The organism is Rhizobium leguminosarum bv. viciae USDA 2370, from assembly GCF_002008365.1.
GTDB classification, from domain to species: Bacteria; Pseudomonadota; Alphaproteobacteria; order Rhizobiales; family Rhizobiaceae; genus Rhizobium; species Rhizobium leguminosarum.
In genome coordinates, this window is sequence record NZ_MRDL01000051.1 from 674,366 (window position 1) to 692,198 (window position 17,833).

At 62.8% G+C, this 17,833-nt stretch carries 17 protein-coding genes; 9 read left to right on the top strand and 8 right to left on the bottom strand.

The genetic code is table 11. The features are described from left to right. Positions 1–30: 30 nt before the first annotated feature. On the bottom strand, positions 31–1,119 hold the full coding sequence (locus tag BS629_RS30055; RefSeq protein WP_018242098.1) for a citrate synthase/methylcitrate synthase: 1,089 nt from the start codon (positions 1,117–1,119) through the stop codon (positions 31–33). An 84-nt stretch (positions 1,120–1,203) separates the two neighbouring features. On the opposite strand from BS629_RS30055, the gene BS629_RS30060 reads away from it, so the two are divergent. From BS629_RS30060 to BS629_RS30085, 6 genes are all read left to right on the top strand, one after another. Then, on the top strand, positions 1,204–2,349 hold the full coding sequence (locus tag BS629_RS30060) for a citrate synthase (RefSeq protein ID WP_018242097.1): 1,146 nt from the start codon (positions 1,204–1,206) through the stop codon (positions 2,347–2,349). Between the two features lie 139 nt (positions 2,350–2,488). Then, positions 2,489–3,007 (top strand): FecR domain-containing protein, encoded by a 519-nt coding sequence (locus BS629_RS30065; protein WP_018242096.1) that lies wholly within the window; start codon positions 2,489–2,491, stop codon positions 3,005–3,007. A 5-nt stretch (positions 3,008–3,012) separates the two neighbouring features. Further along, positions 3,013–4,869, top strand: a complete 1,857-nt coding sequence (locus tag BS629_RS30070; protein ID WP_018242095.1) for a CHASE2 domain-containing protein — start codon at positions 3,013–3,015, stop codon at positions 4,867–4,869. Positions 4,870–4,968: 99 nt separating this feature from the next. After that, positions 4,969–6,924, top strand: a complete 1,956-nt coding sequence (locus BS629_RS30075; RefSeq protein WP_018242094.1) for a DEAD/DEAH box helicase — start codon at positions 4,969–4,971, stop codon at positions 6,922–6,924. 144 nt (positions 6,925–7,068) lie between these two features. Then, complete coding sequence (locus BS629_RS30080) at positions 7,069–7,503, top strand: GNAT family N-acetyltransferase (protein WP_026188396.1); 435 nt, start codon at positions 7,069–7,071, stop codon at positions 7,501–7,503. A gap of 28 nt (positions 7,504–7,531) precedes the next feature. After that, positions 7,532–8,197: a class I SAM-dependent methyltransferase gene (locus BS629_RS30085; RefSeq protein ID WP_018242092.1), complete on the top strand. Its 666-nt coding sequence runs from the start codon at positions 7,532–7,534 to the stop codon at positions 8,195–8,197. Between the two features lie 78 nt (positions 8,198–8,275). On the opposite strand, the gene BS629_RS30090 is transcribed toward BS629_RS30085, so the two are convergent. From BS629_RS30090 to BS629_RS30115, 6 genes are all read right to left on the bottom strand, one after another. Next, complete coding sequence (locus BS629_RS30090; protein ID WP_018445289.1) at positions 8,276–8,953, bottom strand: hypothetical protein; 678 nt, start codon at positions 8,951–8,953, stop codon at positions 8,276–8,278. A 94-nt stretch (positions 8,954–9,047) separates the two neighbouring features. Continuing rightward, the gene (locus tag BS629_RS30095; protein WP_018242090.1) at positions 9,048–10,271 is read right to left on the bottom strand and encodes a molybdopterin molybdotransferase MoeA; all 1,224 of its coding nucleotides are present in this window, start codon (positions 10,269–10,271) and stop codon (positions 9,048–9,050) included. Continuing rightward, positions 10,268–10,765: a cyclic pyranopterin monophosphate synthase MoaC gene (moaC, locus tag BS629_RS30100; protein ID WP_018242089.1), complete on the bottom strand. Its 498-nt coding sequence runs from the start codon at positions 10,763–10,765 to the stop codon at positions 10,268–10,270. The genes BS629_RS30095 and moaC overlap by 4 nt, the downstream gene beginning before the upstream one ends. Position 10,766: 1 nt before the next feature. Next, positions 10,767–11,579 carry an indole-3-glycerol phosphate synthase TrpC gene (trpC, locus tag BS629_RS30105; protein WP_018242088.1) on the bottom strand — a complete coding sequence of 271 codons (813 nt, stop codon included), beginning with the start codon at positions 11,577–11,579 and terminating at the stop codon, positions 10,767–10,769. A 9-nt stretch (positions 11,580–11,588) separates the two neighbouring features. Then, positions 11,589–12,605, bottom strand: coding sequence for an anthranilate phosphoribosyltransferase (gene trpD, locus BS629_RS30110; RefSeq protein ID WP_018242087.1), 1,017 nt, complete (start codon positions 12,603–12,605; stop codon positions 11,589–11,591). A gap of 8 nt (positions 12,606–12,613) precedes the next feature. Next, entirely contained in the window at positions 12,614–14,506 is a 1,893-nt protein-coding gene (locus BS629_RS30115; RefSeq protein WP_018242086.1) for a peptidylprolyl isomerase, read from the bottom strand. Between the two features lie 219 nt (positions 14,507–14,725). Between BS629_RS30115 and BS629_RS30120 the strand changes: the two genes are divergently transcribed. Beyond that, positions 14,726–15,007: a hypothetical protein gene (locus tag BS629_RS30120; protein WP_026188395.1), complete on the top strand. Its 282-nt coding sequence runs from the start codon at positions 14,726–14,728 to the stop codon at positions 15,005–15,007. A gap of 79 nt (positions 15,008–15,086) precedes the next feature. Here BS629_RS30120 and BS629_RS30125 read toward each other — a convergent pair whose 3' ends face one another. Beyond that, positions 15,087–15,341, bottom strand: a complete 255-nt coding sequence (locus BS629_RS30125) for a GlsB/YeaQ/YmgE family stress response membrane protein (protein WP_018242084.1) — start codon at positions 15,339–15,341, stop codon at positions 15,087–15,089. Between the two features lie 899 nt (positions 15,342–16,240). Between BS629_RS30125 and BS629_RS30130 the strand changes: the two genes are divergently transcribed. Together BS629_RS30130 and BS629_RS30135 are read left to right on the top strand one after the other, a co-directional pair. Beyond that, the gene (locus BS629_RS30130; protein ID WP_018242081.1) at positions 16,241–16,396 is read left to right on the top strand and encodes a hypothetical protein; all 156 of its coding nucleotides are present in this window, start codon (positions 16,241–16,243) and stop codon (positions 16,394–16,396) included. A 517-nt stretch (positions 16,397–16,913) separates the two neighbouring features. Further along, positions 16,914–17,795: a transglutaminase family protein gene (locus tag BS629_RS30135; protein ID WP_018242080.1), complete on the top strand. Its 882-nt coding sequence runs from the start codon at positions 16,914–16,916 to the stop codon at positions 17,793–17,795. Positions 17,796–17,833 lie beyond the last annotated feature (38 nt).

Genomic DNA, 17,833 nt, shown 5'->3' on the forward strand with positions numbered 1-17,833 from the left:
AGAAAGATGCTCTGCCGCCGAATTCAACTTTCAGGCAGCGGCCGGTAGTGGCCCGATATAGACCGAACGTGGGCGGATCAGCCGGCCGTTGAGCGCCTGTTCACGCGCGTGCGCCAGCCATCCGACGGTGCGGCCGATCGCGAAGACACCGGTGAAGGCCTCACGGGGAAAGCCGAGCGTTTCGAGCAGCAGCGCGGTATAAAATTCGACATTGACGTCAAGCGGCCGGTTCGGCTTGCGCGCCTTCAGGATCGCCAATGCGGCGGCCTCCACGGCTTCCGCCAGCGCGCCGCGGGCGCTGTTTACCTGTCCGGTTGATATCAGCGGCTTCAGCGCGCCCTTCAGCGCATCGGCGCGCGGATCGCGGACGCGATAGATGCGGTGGCCGAAGCCCATCAGCCTTTCGCCGCGGTCGAGTGCTTCCTCGATCCATCGGCCAGCATTCTCCGCCGTTGCGATCGCATCCAGCATGTCGAGCACGGGACCGGGCGCGCCGCCATGCAGCGGCCCCTTCAGGGCGCTCAGCGCCGCCAGCACCGAAGAGGTGAGGCCAGCCTGAGTCGAGGCGATGACACGCGACGCGAAGGTCGAGGCATTGAGGCCATGGTCAGATATCGTCACGAGATAGGCATCGAGTGCCGCCGTCTGCTCCCTGGTCGGCATTTTTCCGGTCAGCATGCGCAGGATATCGGCCGCCTGCGGCAGCGAGGCGTCCGGTGCGATCGCCTTTTCACCGCGTTGCAGGCGCAAAACCGCCGGCAGAAAGACCGCAGGCGCCGCCAGAAGGTTGAGCGCGGTATCGAAATCCTCGCCGTCAGGCAGCCGGGCGATCAGCGCACGCATCGCATCGACCGGAGGCAGGGCGAGCAAAGAGGCATCGGCGGCCTTGATGTGGTCGAACACCCCAGTTCGCGCCTGCGCCAGCCAGTCGCGCAATTCCACTTCATTGAAGCTTCGCTCCATCAACCCGTCCAGCAACAGGGCTGCGACGCCTTCATAGGTGCCGTCTGCGACCAGATGATCCAGCGATACGCCGCGGATGATCAGTCGTCCCGCTTCGCCATCGACATCCGAGAGCTGCGTTTCGGCGGCAATGACGTCTTCCAAGCCATTTTTCATGTTGTTTTCTCCTTTACGATCGGGATGATCCAACCTAGTCTCATTGACGTCAATCTTGACGTAATTGATCAATGTGAGGCTCCAATGTCGTGGCTGACTGCCGAGGAGGCGTTGCGAGCGCTGACGACCAAGCCGCAGACGCTCTACGCCAATGTCAGTCGCGGGCGCATCCGTGCCAAGCCTGATCCCACCGACCCGCGCCGCAGCCTCTACCAGGCTTCCGACGTACAGCGGCTTGCCGAACGCCATGCCGGCCGCCGCAAGACCGAAACGGTCGCCGCCGAGGCGATCCGCTGGGGCGATCCGGTTCTCTCCTCGGCAATTTCCACCATCATCGGCGGACGGCTTTTCTATCGCGGAAAAGATGCGGCCGATTTCGCCGAAGTCGCGACGCTGGAGCAGACGGCGGCACTGCTCTGGAACGGCGCGGAAACACTTTCCTCCGGCAGCGGGACCGGACATGCCTCTCCGTCGCTTCAGGTTGCCTTCCTGGCGCTGGCAGGGCGGGTGACCTCGGACCTGCCATCGCTCGGCCGCTCGCAGGCAGCACTCCGCCGCGAAGCAAGTGGCGTTCTCCGCACCGTCGCCGATGCGCTGGCGCCAGGTCCTTCCGACCAGCCGCTGCATTTGCGGCTTGCGGCAAGCTGGCAGCGGCCGGACGCTGCCGATTGCCTGCGTCGCGCGCTGGTGCTGCTTGCCGATCACGAACTCAACGCCTCGACCTTTGCGGCGCGGGTCACGGCATCGGCGGGTGCAGCCCTTTCGGCCGTCGTGCTGTCCGGTCTGGCGACGCTGACAGGGCCGTTGCATGGCGCCGCCTGGCAGGGCGTCGACGCCTTGATCGAGACCGCTTCCGCCCTTGGGGCGGAAAAGGCGATCCGCCGCACGCTCGCCCAGGGTAATCGCCTGTCGGCCTTCGGTCATCCGCTTTATCCCGACGGCGATGTCAGGGCTCTGGCGCTGCTTTCGCACTTTGCCTTGCCGCCACAGTTTGCCGAGATCCGGGAAACCGGCGAGGAGATGGTCGGCGAGAAGGTCAACGTCGATTTCGCGCTTGCCGCAATGGCCGCCGCCTTCGACCTCCCAAGGGAGGCGCCGATCATCATCTTCTCGCTTGCCCGTTCCGCCGGTTGGCTTGCACATGCGATGGAGCAGATCGACAGCGGCGAATTGATCCGGCCGCGGGCGCGTTATGCCGGACCCGTGCTTGAAACGGATAGTAGAACGTAAGAATTCCGCCGGCGATTGCGCCGGTTTACTTTTTTTGCCTAGGGAAATATTTGAATTCGTCTATCATCCCTCACATGGAAGAAGACGGTTGGCGGGCGCTTTCGAAAAGAGCTGTTCCGCATGGTCAAGGGGACTTTCCATGAATACGACGCTTCGCAGCCTGCTTGCCGCCGCACTCGCTCTCGGCCTCATTCCGCATGGGGCGGCCTTTGCGCAGTCTGCCGGCTGCACGGTATCGCGTGATGCCGGCGCCCGCCAGGTGCTCAGTTGTCCAGGCGGCGTCACGGTGACGGCGGAGGCCGGCGCCGCCTACAGCCTCATCGACCGCAACCGCGACGGCAGCCCTGATTCGGCATCGCTGCGGCGCAAGGCCATTCTCGTCGATGTCGACAGCAACCAGCACGCCGGTGGTTTTCAGGTCGTGACGCCGCAGGCGATCGCTGCCGTGCGCGGTACGCAATGGGCTGTCGATGTCGCAGGCGGCAAGACCTCGGTGCTGGTCGTCAGAGGCAGTGTCGCGGTCCGCCGGCCGGCCGGCGAGGCAGTGGTGTTGTCGCCGGGCGAGGGCGTCGACGTTACCGACGGAACAGAACCCCTCGTCGTGCGCCGCTGGCCGGCGCCACGCGCCGCCGCCCTTCTTGCCCGCCTCGGCCAATAGATCCCATGAACCATCGTCTACTGACCGTGATCGCGCTGCTGCTCGCCGGTCTTTGGGCGGCTGCGCTCGGCTATACCCATCTCAATGCCGGAAGCGGCCTTCTCGACCGGATGGAGGCCTCGCTTGCCGATATCCGCAGCGCCATCGTCGGCGCGAAAACACCGCCGCCCGTCGTCTCGATCGTTGCGATCGACGACCGCACCGCTAGGGCGCACGGTTATCCGCTCGATCGGGCGACACTTGCGCGCCTCGCCGAGGCGATCACCGCGTTGAAGCCGAAGGCTTTGGCGATCGACATTCTGCTCGTCGATCCGGGGCCGGAGGCGGGTGATGCTGCGCTGACTGCTGCCCTTCGCCAGGGGCCGAGCGTGATTGCGGCCGCTGCCACTTTCGCGCAAAGCAGCCAGCGGGTCACGGATGCGGCCGGCGATCCGCTTGCCGCCATCCCTGAGGCAAACCAGCTGCTCTTGCCGCTTCCGCGCTTTGCCGAGGCAGCGGCGGTCGGCATCGTCAATGTCGCAACCGACCAGACCGGCACGCCGCGCTTCATTCCGCTGATCTCGCGTTCCGCAGACCGGCTGGATCCGGCTTTTCCGCTGCGTGTCGCGTCGGTGGCGCTCGGCGTCGACCCCACCATCGAACCCGATGCCATCATGCTCGGAAAGCTGCGTATTCCCACCGATATCGGCCAGCGCCTGCCGGTGACTTTTTATGGCGGGCATGGCAGCATCGCCACCTTCAGCGCCGCCGATGCGCTGGATGGCAAGCTTTCGGCGGATGCGATCACTGGTCGCATCGTCGTCATCGGTTCGACGGTGACTGGCGGTGGCGACGTCTTTCCGACGCCGTTCGATCCCGTCATGCCGGGCGTCGAGGTGATGTCGACCGCGATCACCCATCTCGTCACCGGCGACGGCATGGTGCGCGACCGTAGGATAAGGCTGATCGATGCCGGCATTGCCGTCGGTCTGACGCTCGTGCTCGTTTCGCTGATTGCCTGGCGCCGCAGTGCGGCAGGCTACATCATCATCGTGCTGACGCTGATCGTCTGGGCGATGATCAATCTGTCGGCTTTTGCGCATGGCTACTGGTTGAGTGCGGCGCTGCCGATCGCCGCAGCGCTGCCGCCGGCGCTGATCTACGGGGCGGCCGAGCTCTGGCTCGACCGCGGCCGCGCCCGCCATTTCGCCGAGCAGAGCGCGCTCCTGCAGCGCATCGAGGCGCCCGGCCTCGGCGAGTGGCTGGCGCGCGATCCGAATTTCCTTGCTGCGCCGGTGCGCCAGGACGCCGCCGTCATCTTCATCGATCTCTCGGGTTTCACCGGCCTCAGCGAAAATGTCGGGCCAGTGGCGGTCAGCGAGATGCTGAGCGGCTTCTTCGAACTGGTCGACGAGGAGGCGCGCGCCCATGGCGGCGCCATCACCAGCTTCATGGGCGATGGGGCGATGATCCTGTTCGGCCTACCGGAGCCGGCCGATGATGATGCCGGCCGCGCCGCTGCCTGCGCGGTCAGCCTCTGCGAGCGCACACGGGCCTGGCTTCAAGCGCATGCGGGCTTTGCCCCGAAGAAGATCGGCTTCAAGGTCGGCGCCCATTGCGGCCCGATCGTCGCCTCGCGATTGGGCACCGGCGACCGGCAGCAGATCACGGCGGCGGGAGACACCATCAATGTCGGCAGCCGGCTGATGGAGGTGGCTGCCCGCCATGGTGTCGAACTGGCGCTGAGCGCCGAAATCGTCCGCGCTGCCGGCTCCGATAGTGTGCTCACGCAGTCCGGCCGCATGGAGGGACCGTTGGAAACGGCGCTGCGCGGCCGGGCAAGCCGCATCGACGTCTGGCTGTGGCGTAGCCGTACGCTTTGACAATCGCCGCGGGAGCGGCTAGGAACGGCGCAAATACCCCGCCGGCTGGCTCCGGCCATGGCGCAGCAACGCGCCTGACAGCTCCGAAAGATCGAATCCATGACAGAATTTAACGGCGTCGTCCCGGCGATCGCCAAGGCGTTGCAGAAGCGCGGTTACGCCGAACTCACCCCGGTGCAGAAGGCGATGCTCGATCCGGCGCTTGCCGCTTCCGACGCGCTGGTCTCGGCCCAGACCGGTTCCGGCAAGACCGTCGCCTTCGGCTTGGCGCTGGCGCCAACGCTGCTCGAAGGCAGGGAGCGCTTCGGCAATGCCGGCGCGCCGCTCGCCATCGTCATCGCCCCGACGCGCGAACTTGCCCTGCAGGTGAAGCGTGAGCTCGAATGGCTCTTTGAGATGACTGGCGCGGTGATCGTCAGCTGCGTCGGCGGCATGGACATCCGCAGCGAGCGCCGCTCGCTCGAACGCGGCGCCCACATCGTCGTCGGCACGCCCGGCCGGCTCTGCGACCATATCCGCCGCAGGGCGCTCGACATGTCGGAACTGAAGGCTGCCGTGCTCGACGAGGCCGACGAGATGCTCGATCTCGGCTTCCGCGAGGATCTCGAATTCATCCTGGATGCGGCACCGGACGAACGCCGGACGCTGATGTTTTCAGCAACGGTGCCGGCGGCGATCGCCAAGCTTGCCAAGAGCTACCAGCGCGATGCCGTGCGCATCAGCACCGCGGCCGAGGAAAAGCAGCATATCGACATTGAATATCGCGCGCTCATGGTGGCCCCGAGCGACCGCGAGAATGCGATCATCAACGTGCTGCGTTATTACGAGGCGACCAACGCCATCGTCTTTTGCTCGACGCGCGCTGCCGTCAATCATCTGACCGCGCGGTTCAACAACCGCAATTTCGCCGTGGTGGCGCTGTCCGGCGAGCTGACGCAGAACGAACGCAGCCATGCGCTGCAGGCGATGCGCGACGGGCGCGCCCGGGTCTGCATCGCGACCGACGTCGCCGCCCGCGGCATCGACCTGCCGGGCCTCGATCTCGTCATCCACGCCGACCTGCCGACCAATCCGGAAACGCTGCTGCACCGCAGCGGCCGTACCGGCCGGGCCGGACGCAAGGGCATCAGCGCCATGATCGTGCCGCTCAACGCACGGCGCAAGGCAGAGCGCCTGCTGGAGAATGCCGGTATTTCGGCTGCCTGGGCGCGACCGCCCTCGGCCGAGGAGGTGAGCGAACGCGACGACGAGCGGCTGCTCGCCGACCCGATCTTCAACGAAACGCCGCAGGAGGAAGAGCAGGGGCTGGTACAGCAGCTTCTTGCCAGCCACGGCGGCGAAAAGCTTGCCGCCGCCTTCCTGCGTCTTTACCGCACCAATCATTCGGCGCCGGAAGATCTCATCGAAGTTACCGTGCAGGACGAACGCAGCCGCAAGCGCCGCGACAATGCCGAGCCCTACGAGCCGGCGCAGAAGGGACCGCGCGAGGATTTCGGCGCTAGCGTCTGGTTCTCCGTCTCGGTCGGGCGCAAGCAGAATGCCGAGCCGCGCTGGCTGATCCCGATGCTCTGCCGCAACGGCAATGTAACGAAGCGCGAGATCGGCGCGATCAAGATGCAGCCTGAGGAGACCTTCGTGGAGATCGCTGCGGCGAGCGCCGAAAGCTTCCAGGCCGCGATCGGACCGAACAAGGCGCTCGAACGCGGCATCCGCGTGACCAGGCTTCCCGGCACGCCGGATTTTAGCCGGGCGCCGTCGCCGAAGCCTTATGCCGGCAGGCCATCCCGCGACGAGCGGCCGGACGATACGTTCCGCGGCGAGCGGCCGAAGAACAAGTTCGGCAAGGGTCCTGGCGGCGGATACGCCGCAGCCGACAATGCCGGCCAGGAGAGACAGGATAGCAAGCCCTGGAGCAAGAAGCCGGGCAAACCCGGCTTCGATGGCCCGAAGTCAGACAAGCCGAAATTCGACAAGCCGAAATTCGAAGGCGCCAAATATGACGGCAAAGGCGGCGCCGGGCCGAAGGGCAAGTTTTCGAAGAAGAGGCCCGGCTGATTTTGTCGCTGCAGCACCGCGCTGTAATGCTTTGAATTAATACATAATTTGTCCTTAAAATCGTTTCTTATTTGAGGAATTATGCAGCAACCCTTCGCCGGTCCTGGCGGAGGGTTTTGGGTCGTATCCCTCAGCGAGGCAAGGATGATGTTGGAAACGGCAATCCTCAGCGTTCCGGTTTTCAGTACGCTCTGCAATGAGGCCTTCCGGCTGCGACGCGCAGTTTTCGTATATGAGCAGAAGGTTCCCGAAGCCGAGGAATTCGATGCCGACGATCTCAGCGCCCATCATCTCGTCGCTGTCACGGCGGGCGAGGTTTCCGGCACGCTGAGAGCCATTTACGCCGAGGAACATGTGAAGATCGGCCGGGTTGCGGTTGCTGGCCGATGGCGCGGCCGCGGCATTGCGGCTGATATGATCGGGCGTGCAATGGAACTGCATCGCGGCGCACGCGACAACCGCTTCTATCTCACAGCGCAGGCGGACAAGCTGCCGCTCTACGAGCGTTTTGGCTTCGTTGCCTATGGCACTGAATTCCTCGACGGTGGCATGCCGCATCTTGCCATGAAGAACTATTGAGCTTCGGTGGCGGCAGGAGCAGACGACGATGAAACGCCCGGGCATGCAGCAACCCGATCCGGTCGCCTTTATCAAAGCTAATCTGCCGATCTCACCCGTTCCGTCCATTCCCGAGATCCGGCTTCATACGGCAGGCCCCGCAAGCGGGCTCTGGCGGCTTGCAGGCCGCAGAGAAGCCGATCCGGCACCTTATTGGGCCTATCCCTGGGCCGGCGGCGCCGTGCTTGCCCGCTATCTGCTCGACCGGCCGGAAATAGTCGTGGGTCGCCGTGTCCTCGATCTCGGCGCCGGCTCGGGGCTCGTCGCCATCGCGGCGGCGAAGGCCGGCGCAGCGGCGGTGACGGCGGTCGACATCGATGCCAATGCCATTGCCGCGATCGGCCTCAACGCGGCGATCAACGGCGTGGATATCGTAGCCCGGGCCGCCGATATCATCGAGGATCCGCCACCGGAGATAGACCTCCTCGTGGTCGGCGACCTGTTCTACGATCCCACGCTCGCCTTGCGGGTGATGGCCTTCCTGCGGCGTTGCCAGGCGAGCGGCATCGAGGTGCTGATCGGCGATCCCGAACGGGCCCACCTGCCGCAGGGCGAACTCAGCCGAATCGCCACCCATGCAGTTGCGGATTTTGGCGGAGGCAGCAGCGGCGGGGCGGTGCCGGCGGGCGTATTCTCGCTCTTCGGCAATAGCTGAAGGCAAGATTTAAACTCGCTTTGGCTGATGCGTTACCCTCTATAAAATGACTGCGTGCTCAATGCAGACACCATGCTTTTATTTTCGGTCGTGAACGCAGATTCCGGCAGACTCACAGGAAAAAGGATGGATGCCGAAAGTTGCTGGAAGCGTCACATCAAAACATCTGTTGTCGGGGGAGTCGTCCACGTCGATCAGCGCAAGCCATTTCTTTGTATTCCTAGTCGGATAATAGTCTTCGGTTTGATAGTAGAATCTTGAATAACATTGCCGCGGCCGTACTTCCCTGGGAAGTATTCCAATCCTTATAAGGTTCTTAAACTCATCTTGTTGGGCCGATATTCCCTTTTCGATGAAGTCACTCACAAGCGGCTGGAGTTCCGGGTAATTCGCGACACAATTGCTTACTGTCTGATCTTGCTTGCCTTTGTGTGCCGAGACGATGTAGCCGACGCTGCCGGTCGCCGACTTGTACGCCCCAAGTTTGCTTCCATCCAAGATCGTATAGCCTTTCAGCACACCTGACTTCTCAATCAGCGACCAATACCGCCTGAGATGCTCGTCCATATGATCCGAGCAGAGAATAAGAGTTTTGGGTGTCATCTCGTCTTTGCGATCAGGCATGCTCCACTCGATCGCCCAGGGGGCACCGGGATCGGACGGTGGCTCCAGCGCGGGACCTCCTTGTACCGCGGCAACGGCGGACGAATAGGCCGTGAGAAGGACGACAGCCGACATCATGTAGCTAGATAACATTGGCATCACCTACAAACACAAACGTTGCTCCTGCGCGTTCATTAGCAGCCAGAAGCGAATTACGCTCAGACGTGGAAATAAATTGCAACTATAATCAGGCTAGAAGGTCCGGCCGCAGCAGCATGACCGGGCAGGGCGCTCCGGCCGGCAGTTCCGGCGCATGCGGCGGGCGGATGACAAGGCAATCGGCTGCGGCGAAGACCTTCATCATCGAGGAATCCTGCTTGCCGAAGGGCTCGGCAAGCCAGTCGCCGGCAGCGGATTTCGAAAGCTTCGCCCTGATATAGTCCTGCCGGTGGTCATTGGCGCGCAGTGTGACGGCCGCCTCCACCGTTGCCTCGCGCCGCACCGGCGGCAGGGAGGCGAGCTTGCGGATCAGCGGCTCAAGGAAGAGCAGCGAACAGACGAGGCTAGAGACCGGATTGCCGGGCAGGCCGAGCACGTGCGTCTCACCGAAGCTGCCGACCATCAGCGGTTTGCCGGGGCGCATGGCGATGCGCCAGAAATCGAGCTGCATGCCGGCCTCGATCAGCGTGGCCTGCACCAGATCATGGTCGCCGACCGAAGCGCCGCCGAGCGTGACGATCACATCGACCTTGGCGTCCCGCGCCGTGCCGATCGCCGCGGTGATCTTGGCCTTGTCATCAGGCACGATACCGAGATCGAGCACATCGGCGCCGGCTTTGCGGGCAAGGGCTGCAATACCAAACGTATTGGATGCGATGATCTGCGAAGGGCCGGGCGTGCTTCCGGGCGGCAGCAGTTCGTCGCCGGTTGCGAGGATGGCGATCAGCGGGCGCCGCAGCACCTCGACATCAGGCCGGTTCATGCCCGCAGCGACCGTCAGCCGCGAGAAATCGAGCACGGTGCCGGCCGACAACACGGCTTCGCCTTCGGCGAAATCCTGGCCGCGAGGACGCACATGCTGGCCATGCCGCACAGGGAAATTGGTCCTGATGCCGCCCTCGATCTTCTCCACATCCTCCTGCAGCAGGACGCTATCAGCGCCTGGCGGAACAGGCGCGCCGGTGAAGATACGGACGGCCTCTCCCTGGCTGACGCTTCCCTCGAAGCCGTGGCCGGCGGAAGACATGCCGATGACCTTCAGCACGGCGCCCGGCTCCGGCGCGTCTTCACGGCGTAGCGCATAGCCATCCATGGCAGAGGCATTGAAGGGCGGCTGGGTCAGGCCGGCCGTCAGATCGACGGCCAGGACGCGGCCCTCAGCCTCGGCAAGCGACAGCGTCTCGGACGCCGCGACGGGCTTTGCGCGAGAGAGCAAGCGGTTCAGAGCCTCGGTGACCGGGAGAAGGTTCATCTTGCCTCCGGATGACGGAAATCGCCGGATTTTCCGCCGGACTTTTCTAGAAGTCTGATACCGCCGATCTCCATTGCCTTATCGGCCGCCTTGGCCATGTCGTAGATCGTCAGACAAGCGACCGAGACGGCGGTCAGCGCCTCCATCTCCACACCGGTCTTGCCGGTCAGCTTGGCGGTGGCCGTAACGCGCAGACCGGGCAGGGCGGCATCTTCCGCGATCTCGACCGTGACCTTCGTCAGCATCAGCGGATGGCAAAGCGGGATGAGATCGGCGGTGCGTTTTGCCGCCATGATGCCGGCAAGGCGCGCCGTGCCGACCACGTCGCCCTTCTTGGCATTGCCTTGCCGGATGAGAGCGAGCGTTTCCGGCGCCATCTTCACATGGCCCTCGGCAGTGGCGATGCGAACCGTCTCGACCTTATCGGAGACATCGACCATATGCGCCTCGCCGGAGGCATCGATATGAGTGAGCCCTGGCTTTTGGCCGCTCATATCATTCGGCCGCGATGGCGGCTTCGCCAAAGAGCAGCGCGCGGGTGGCGGCGGCTACGTCGTCCTTGCGCATCAGGCTCTCGCCGACAAGGAAGGTATTGATGTCGACGGCCTGCAGGCGCTTGCAATCCGCATGGGTGAAGATGCCGCTTTCGCCGACCAGCAGCCGGTCGTCCGGCACCATGGGGGCAAGCGTCTCGCTGACGCTGAGGCTGACTTCGAAGGTCCGCAGATTGCGGTTGTTGATGCCAATGAGTGGCGAGGAAAGCTTCAGCGCCCGCTCCATCTCCTCGGCTTCGTGGACCTCGACCAGCACGTCCATGCCGAGGCTGAAGGCTTCGTCCTGCAGGCGTTCGGCCTCGTCGTCAGAAAGCGAAGCCATGATCAGCAGGATGCAATCGGCACCCCAGGCGCGGGCCTCGTGCACCTGATAGGTCTCGAACATGAAATCCTTGCGCAGCGCCGGCAGCGTGCAGGCAGCGCGGGCGGCTGTCAGAAATTCCGGCGCGCCCTGGAAACTCGGCCTGTCGGTCAGCACCGAAAGGCAGGCGGCACCGCCGGCCTCATAGGCGCTCGCCAGCGACGGCGGATCGAAATCCGGGCGAATGAGACCCTTCGACGGGCTCGCCTTCTTGATCTCGGCGATCAGGCCGAAGCGGCCGGCATCACGCTTGGCAACGAGCGCCTTGTGGAAGCCGCGCGGGGCGGACTGATCAGCCTGCATCGCCTTCAAGTCGGCAAGCGACACTGTCGCCTTGGCGGCGGCGATCTCCTCGCGCTTGTAGAGTTCGATCTTCTTCAGGATATCGGTCATCGGGCAATCCTAGTCGATATCGTTGGAAACGGCGATGAGTTTGTCGAGAGCGAGCGCGGTAGAGCCGCTATCCAGCGATTGCGTGGCCAGCGTCATGCCGTCGCGGATCGTCGCGACCTTGCCCGCGATCACGAGCGAGGCGGCCGCATTGGCGAGCGAGATATCGCGATAGGCATTCTTGGCGCCGCCGAGCACCTCGCGAAGGGCTGCGGCATTGGCGACACCGTCACCACCCTTGATGTCGGCGAGCACGCAAGGGCTGACGCCGAAATCGGCGGGCGAGAGCTCGAAGGTGCGGATCTTGCCGTCTTCGAGTGCCGCGACGTGTGTGATGCCGGTCGTGGTGATCTCGTCGAGGCCATCACCATGGACCACCCAGACGCATTCGGAACCGAGATCACGCATGACTTCGGCAAGCGGCACCAGCCATTGCGGCGAGAAGACGCCGAGCAACTGGCGACGGACGCCGGCCGGGCTGGAAAGCGGCCCGAGCAGGTTGAAGATCGTGCGCGTGCCAAGCTCGACCCGGGAGGGGCCGACATGACGCATGGCGGAATGATGCAGCTGGGCGAACATGAAGCCGACGCCGGCTTCCGCGATGCAGCGGGAAATGATCTCGGGACCGACGTCGAGCTTGACGCCGAGTGCTGCCAGATTGTCGGCCGCGCCCGATTTCGAACTCAGCGCCCGGTTGCCGTGTTTGGCGACAGGAACACCGGCGCCGGCGACGATCAGCGCCGCCAGCGTCGAGATGTTGTAGGTGCCGCTGGCATCACCGCCGGTGCCGACGATGTCGATCGCATCGGCCGGGGCCTCGACGGTCAGCATCTTCGAGCGCATCGCGGTGACGGCGCCGACGATCTCATCGACGGTCTCGCCGCGCACGCGCAGCGCCATCAGGAAGCCGCCGATCTGCGAGGGCGTCGCCTGGCCCGACATCAGGATGTCGAAGGCGGCTCGGGCCTCCTCTCGCGTCAGCGGCTCGCGGCTTGCGGCCTTGGCCAGGAACGGCTTCAGATCGGTCATAGAGCCTCCTAGCGGACCGTCGCCTGTTCGGCGAGGGTCTGGTTGATCTGCGCACCGTATTGCGTCTGCAACAGGTTGACCATCTGATCGAGAATATCATCGCCGGCAGCATTGGCCATGGCTGTGATCTTGGCATCGCGGTTGTTCAGCACATCGCCGGTCGGCTGGGTGTTGACCTCGGTGACCTTCAGCAGGATCTGCGTCGAGGGATCGGCGCCGACAGCACTTGCGACCGTGTCGACGGGGCCGGAGAAGGCGGCGGTGATGCCTGCCCGGCCGAGGACCGCATCATCGGTGGAGCGGGTGACGCCGCTCTTGCTCTCGACGGCGATGCCGAGCGGCGTCGCGATATCGGCAAGTGCCGTGCCCTTGGCCGCTTCGGCCTTCAATTCACCGGCCTTCTTGGCGAGCTCGGCCTTCTGCTGCTCCGCCGTCCAGTCTTCGACGGCCTTTTCGCGCACCTCGGCCACCGGCCGCTCGCGGTCCGGCGTGATTTCGCGGACGTTGAACCAGACATAGCCGTCATTACCGATCGGCAGCGGCGGCGCATCGACGCCGACCTCGGTCTTGAAGGCTTCGCCGAGCAGCTGCTGCTTGGCGGGGAGATCCTTGACCTCCTTGCCGTCCTTGTCGGCGCCGGTCATATCGACGGCGTCGACGGCCACGGCGGTGAGCTTCAGCTGGCCGGCAATATCCTCGAGCGTGGAACCGCCCGCGCGCAGGTCCTCGATGCGATCGTGAACGTTGATCACTTCCTGAGAGGCATTGGAGAGTGCCAGCTGCTTGCGGATATCCTCCTTCACCTCGTCGAAATTCTTCGTCGTTTCAGGCTTGATGTTGGTGACGCGCAGGATGACGGGGCCGAAGGAGCCATCGACGACAGGCGTCGTGCCGCCATCGCGCGAAACCGCAAAGGCCGCATCGGCAACGGCCTGGTCGGGAACCTTGTCCTTGGTGAACTCGCCGAGCAGCACGTCGCTTGCCGTCTTGCCCTGGTCGGAAACCAGCTGGTCGAAGCCGGTGCCGCTCTTCAGCGCCGTTTCGGCGGCGACGGCGAGATCCTTGCTGGTGAAGGTCAGTTGTTCGATGGTGCGGCTTTCCGGCGTGCGATAGGTATCCCTGCTCTTGTCAAACGCTTCGTGGATCTGGTCGTCGGTGACGGTCGCCGCATCGGCGATATCGGCGGGCTGCAGCTTGAGATAAACGAGCTTGCGGTATTCCGGCGCCCGGTAGCGCTGCTTGACGCCATCGAACCATGTCGCCAGCACGTCGTCGGCAGGCGCCTTGATCGGTTCGATATTGGCGTTGGTCAGCAGCAGGTAGTCGATACTGCGGCTTTCATCGCCATAGAGTTTCAGGGCATCGACCAGCGTCTTCGGGGCCGTGAACCCGTTGGAGATGGCATCGACCACCTGGCTGCGGACAGCGACCTTGCTGCGCTCCTTGATGTAATCGTCCTGGCGGATGCCGGCATTGCGAAGACGCGAGACGAAGAGCTCGCGGTCGAACTGGCCGTTGACGGCCTTGAAAGCCGGATCGTCGGCAATCAGCTGGGCGAGGCGATCCTGCGACAGGCCGAGGTTCATGTCTTCGGCGAGCTGGTCGAGCGAGGCACCGGCGACGAGCTGGGCGAGCACCTGCTGCTCGATGCCGAAGGCGCGGGCCTGCTCGGGGGTGAGGCGCGTGCCGAACTGCTGGCTGACGCTTGCCACCTGGCGCTGATAGGCGAGGTGGAATTCGTTGACGTCCACATGCTGATCGCCGACGGTCACGACCGTGGTGCTATTGCTGCCCGTTATCAGCGACCGGGAGACGCCCCAGATGCCGAAGGACGCGACCAGCAGAAGCATCAGCAGCTTGGCGACCCAGGTCTGAGCGGCCCTTCTCAGGATATGGAACATAGAAACGCAAACCTCGCAGTATCATTGACCCGCGCGCGGGCAGACATTCGACGTTCCTTAAAACAAACCCGACAGGAAATGAAGGGTTTGTCACGCGAAAAGCTGCGCGGACCGACGGCAGCGCGGCAGCAGCTTTGCGGCGAACAAAAGATCGGCTCCAACGGAACCTTTTTGGCCGCCATTTCGTTGAAGCGGCATCCCATGAAACAGGAGCAGACCATGGCAGAATTGAAAACCGCTTCCGCCGAATCCACCGCTGCGCGCGTCAAGGCTGACATAGCAGCAGACGATCTGTCGGCGCAGGTCGCAGCCCTTCGCAACGATCTTTCCCGGCTGACGGAAAGCGTGGTGGCGCTGGGGCAGGGGGCGAAGTCGGCGGTTACCGACGAGGCTTCGCTGATGACGGAGCAACTGCGCGACAAGGTGCGCGAAGAACCGCTCATGGCACTCGCGGTGACGGCAGGCATTGCCTACGTGTTCGGCCTGCTCAGCCGCCGTTGAACGGGAATATAGGGTGAAGAAAGGCCGGACGTCATGAACGCCCGGCTTTCAATATTTCCGATGACGGCAAAAGCTACCGTCAACGGCGGATGACGCGCCCGATCGCGATCAAGATGCAGGCACCGACGAAACCGGTGATCAGATAACCCAGCCAACCGGCGAGCGGCTGGATGTGCAACAAACCCAGGATCCAGTTGGCGACAATCGCGCCGATGATGCCGAGCAATATGTTCATGAGCAGGCTCATGCTGCTGCGCATGGCCTTTTCCGCCAGCCATCCGGCGACACCGCCGATAATGATGGCTGCAATCCAACCCACGCCTGCGTCTTCCATGGTTATCTCCCTCCTGGCAAAACGAGTCACAGAATGCACGAAACGAAAGGAAGTTCCACTCCCAGTTACTGAGATTGCTTGCAGGTTCAGCAACTTATGTGACTCACGGCTGCAGCAAGGTGACCGGAGAGTTCAGCGCGTGGGCGGCAATCTGGAAGAGCAGGCCGGCAATGGCGAGCATTGCGAATCCGAAAGGCATGATCAGGCTTTTGCTAAACATCTTTCCTCTCCCCTTTTGCGTAAAGCATAAGCGGAAGCGGAAGGAGCGCAACTATATTGTTAACAGATAGTTAAGCCTCACAATTGATTAAACTTTAACACATTTTTTATTGTCATAATACTTTCGGATGTCGAAACACTTCTTCTTCACGCTTCCTGTGTTTGTTGACGGATCTTCGGCGATCTATGCTCGCCAGACCTTCCGGTCTACGCCGCCTAATCAACGCCGACTGCAGACGCAATAGCACTTGGTGCTGCCATCTCTCCGGATCGCAAAGTGGGTCGGCGATGGTCAAGTGATCGAGCGCCTCAAGCCCAATCCGCCGCCGGCTGGCAATCAGGTCCGGTGGACGATCAACATGAAGAAGAGGAAGGATGCTGTTGCGACCGTCGCAGCGAAGGCAATCTGGTAATCCATGTCGTTAACCCCGGTTGGATAGCTCCCGTTAACGCCGATCCGCGTCATGGAGTTCCATACCGCCAGTTCGCGCTTATCTCCTGCGGATTGATTTTGGCGAGGAGTGCATCATTTTCTCTAGAATAGGATGATTTAGGCTCAGTCGGCCTAAAATCTGAATCCTGTTCTAAATTAAGAGTTAGAGCATGATGTCGTCCGAAAACCGCTCACACTTTTCGGCATCATGCTCTGAAACGCCATTCAATCCGGGGGAAAACACTTGATGCCAAAAGCTGCAATCGCCATCGCCTGCATCTGCTTGCTGACACTTTCCGGCTGCGGCAATACCGCATACGGGCTGAAGAAGGATGGACAGGAAGCGAGCCACGCCATGGACAACGCGACCCACCGGGTGCTTTCCGCCGGCGCAAAGAGGTGACGCAGGCGACAGAATAAAAAAGCCCGCCTGGGGTGAGGCGGGCTTAGAATAACAGGGAGAATGGACGGATAGACTCCGTCTCAGCTAATAAAGCACTTTCTTAAACGTGTGGCTTTACGTCATTCGACGTAACCGCGACCGGCAACGATCCGATGCGCACCATGATTCAAAATTGAATCAGAGATATCCGGATCGCATCAATGATATTGGGATCAGGTCAGAAGTTGCCCCAGTTTTGAGCGCGGGCACGGGCGCGAATAATCCGGTATTCGCGACCGCCATAGAGCGAGCCGATTGTCAGCAGAAGCGTCAGAACGTCCCAGATGATATGCATGTTATCCTCTTAGGTTGGACGGCCCTGCCGTCGATCGGTTGAAGATACAATAGCAATCTTTCGAATGTGCTTATATGACAAGAAATCGGGATGAGCGGGAAAGCGGGCTAGGCGCTTCCGCAGAGGAGGGGCGGCATCGCCGTCTTGGAGCAGCAAAGTGAACAGATTACCGGACGGCGGCTCATGACGATTTTCTCCGTCCGCCACATCACGTCCTATCGCTACGTCAGGGAGGTCGAATTCGGCGAGCACCGCTTGATGTTCCGACCGCGCGACAGTTTCGACCAGCGGCTGATCGAAGCGTCGTTGACGATCTGTCCTGAGGAAAGTCATGTGCGCTGGATCCACGATGTTTTCGGCAATTGCGTGGCGCTCATCAATATTTCGAGGCCGGCGTCCGAGCTTCGTTTCGAAACCTGGATCACGCTCGATCATACGCCGCAGGTCGCCCTGGATCTTAAGGTCGACGACGAGGCCCTGACCTATCCATTCTCCTACGACAAGGATGAGATTGCCGATCTGACGCCGGCGATGCAGCGCCATTATGCCGATCCGAACGACGAGGTCGGACGCTGGGCGCGCCAGTTCGTGCGCGTTGGACGTCCGACGGAGACCGGGCACCTGCTGATGACGCTCTGTTATGCCATTCGGGAAAGCTTCGTCTATGCGCGGCGCCAGGAACATGGGACTCAGACGCCGGTGCAGACCTTGCAGCTTCGTTCCGGCACCTGCCGGGATTTTGCGCTGCTGATGATGGAGGCGGCACGCGTCCTCGGCCTCGCGGCGCGGTTCGTCACGGGTTATGTCTATGTTCCCGACCGGGACGGCTCCACCGTGCTCGGCGGCGGCTCGACGCATGCATGGTGCCAGATCTATCTTCCCGGCGCCGGCTGGACGGAGTTCGATCCGACCAACGGTATTGTCGGCAACCGCGATCTCATTCGTGTCGCGGTTGCCCGCGATCCGCGCCAGGCAGTCCCGTTGAGCGGCAGTTACGACGGGGATGGGAAGGATTTCGATAGCATGACGGTGCAGGTGAACGTCACCACAAGGCAATCTGGCTAGCCAGGCGGTGACAGTCCCGGTCTTGCGGGAACCGGGTA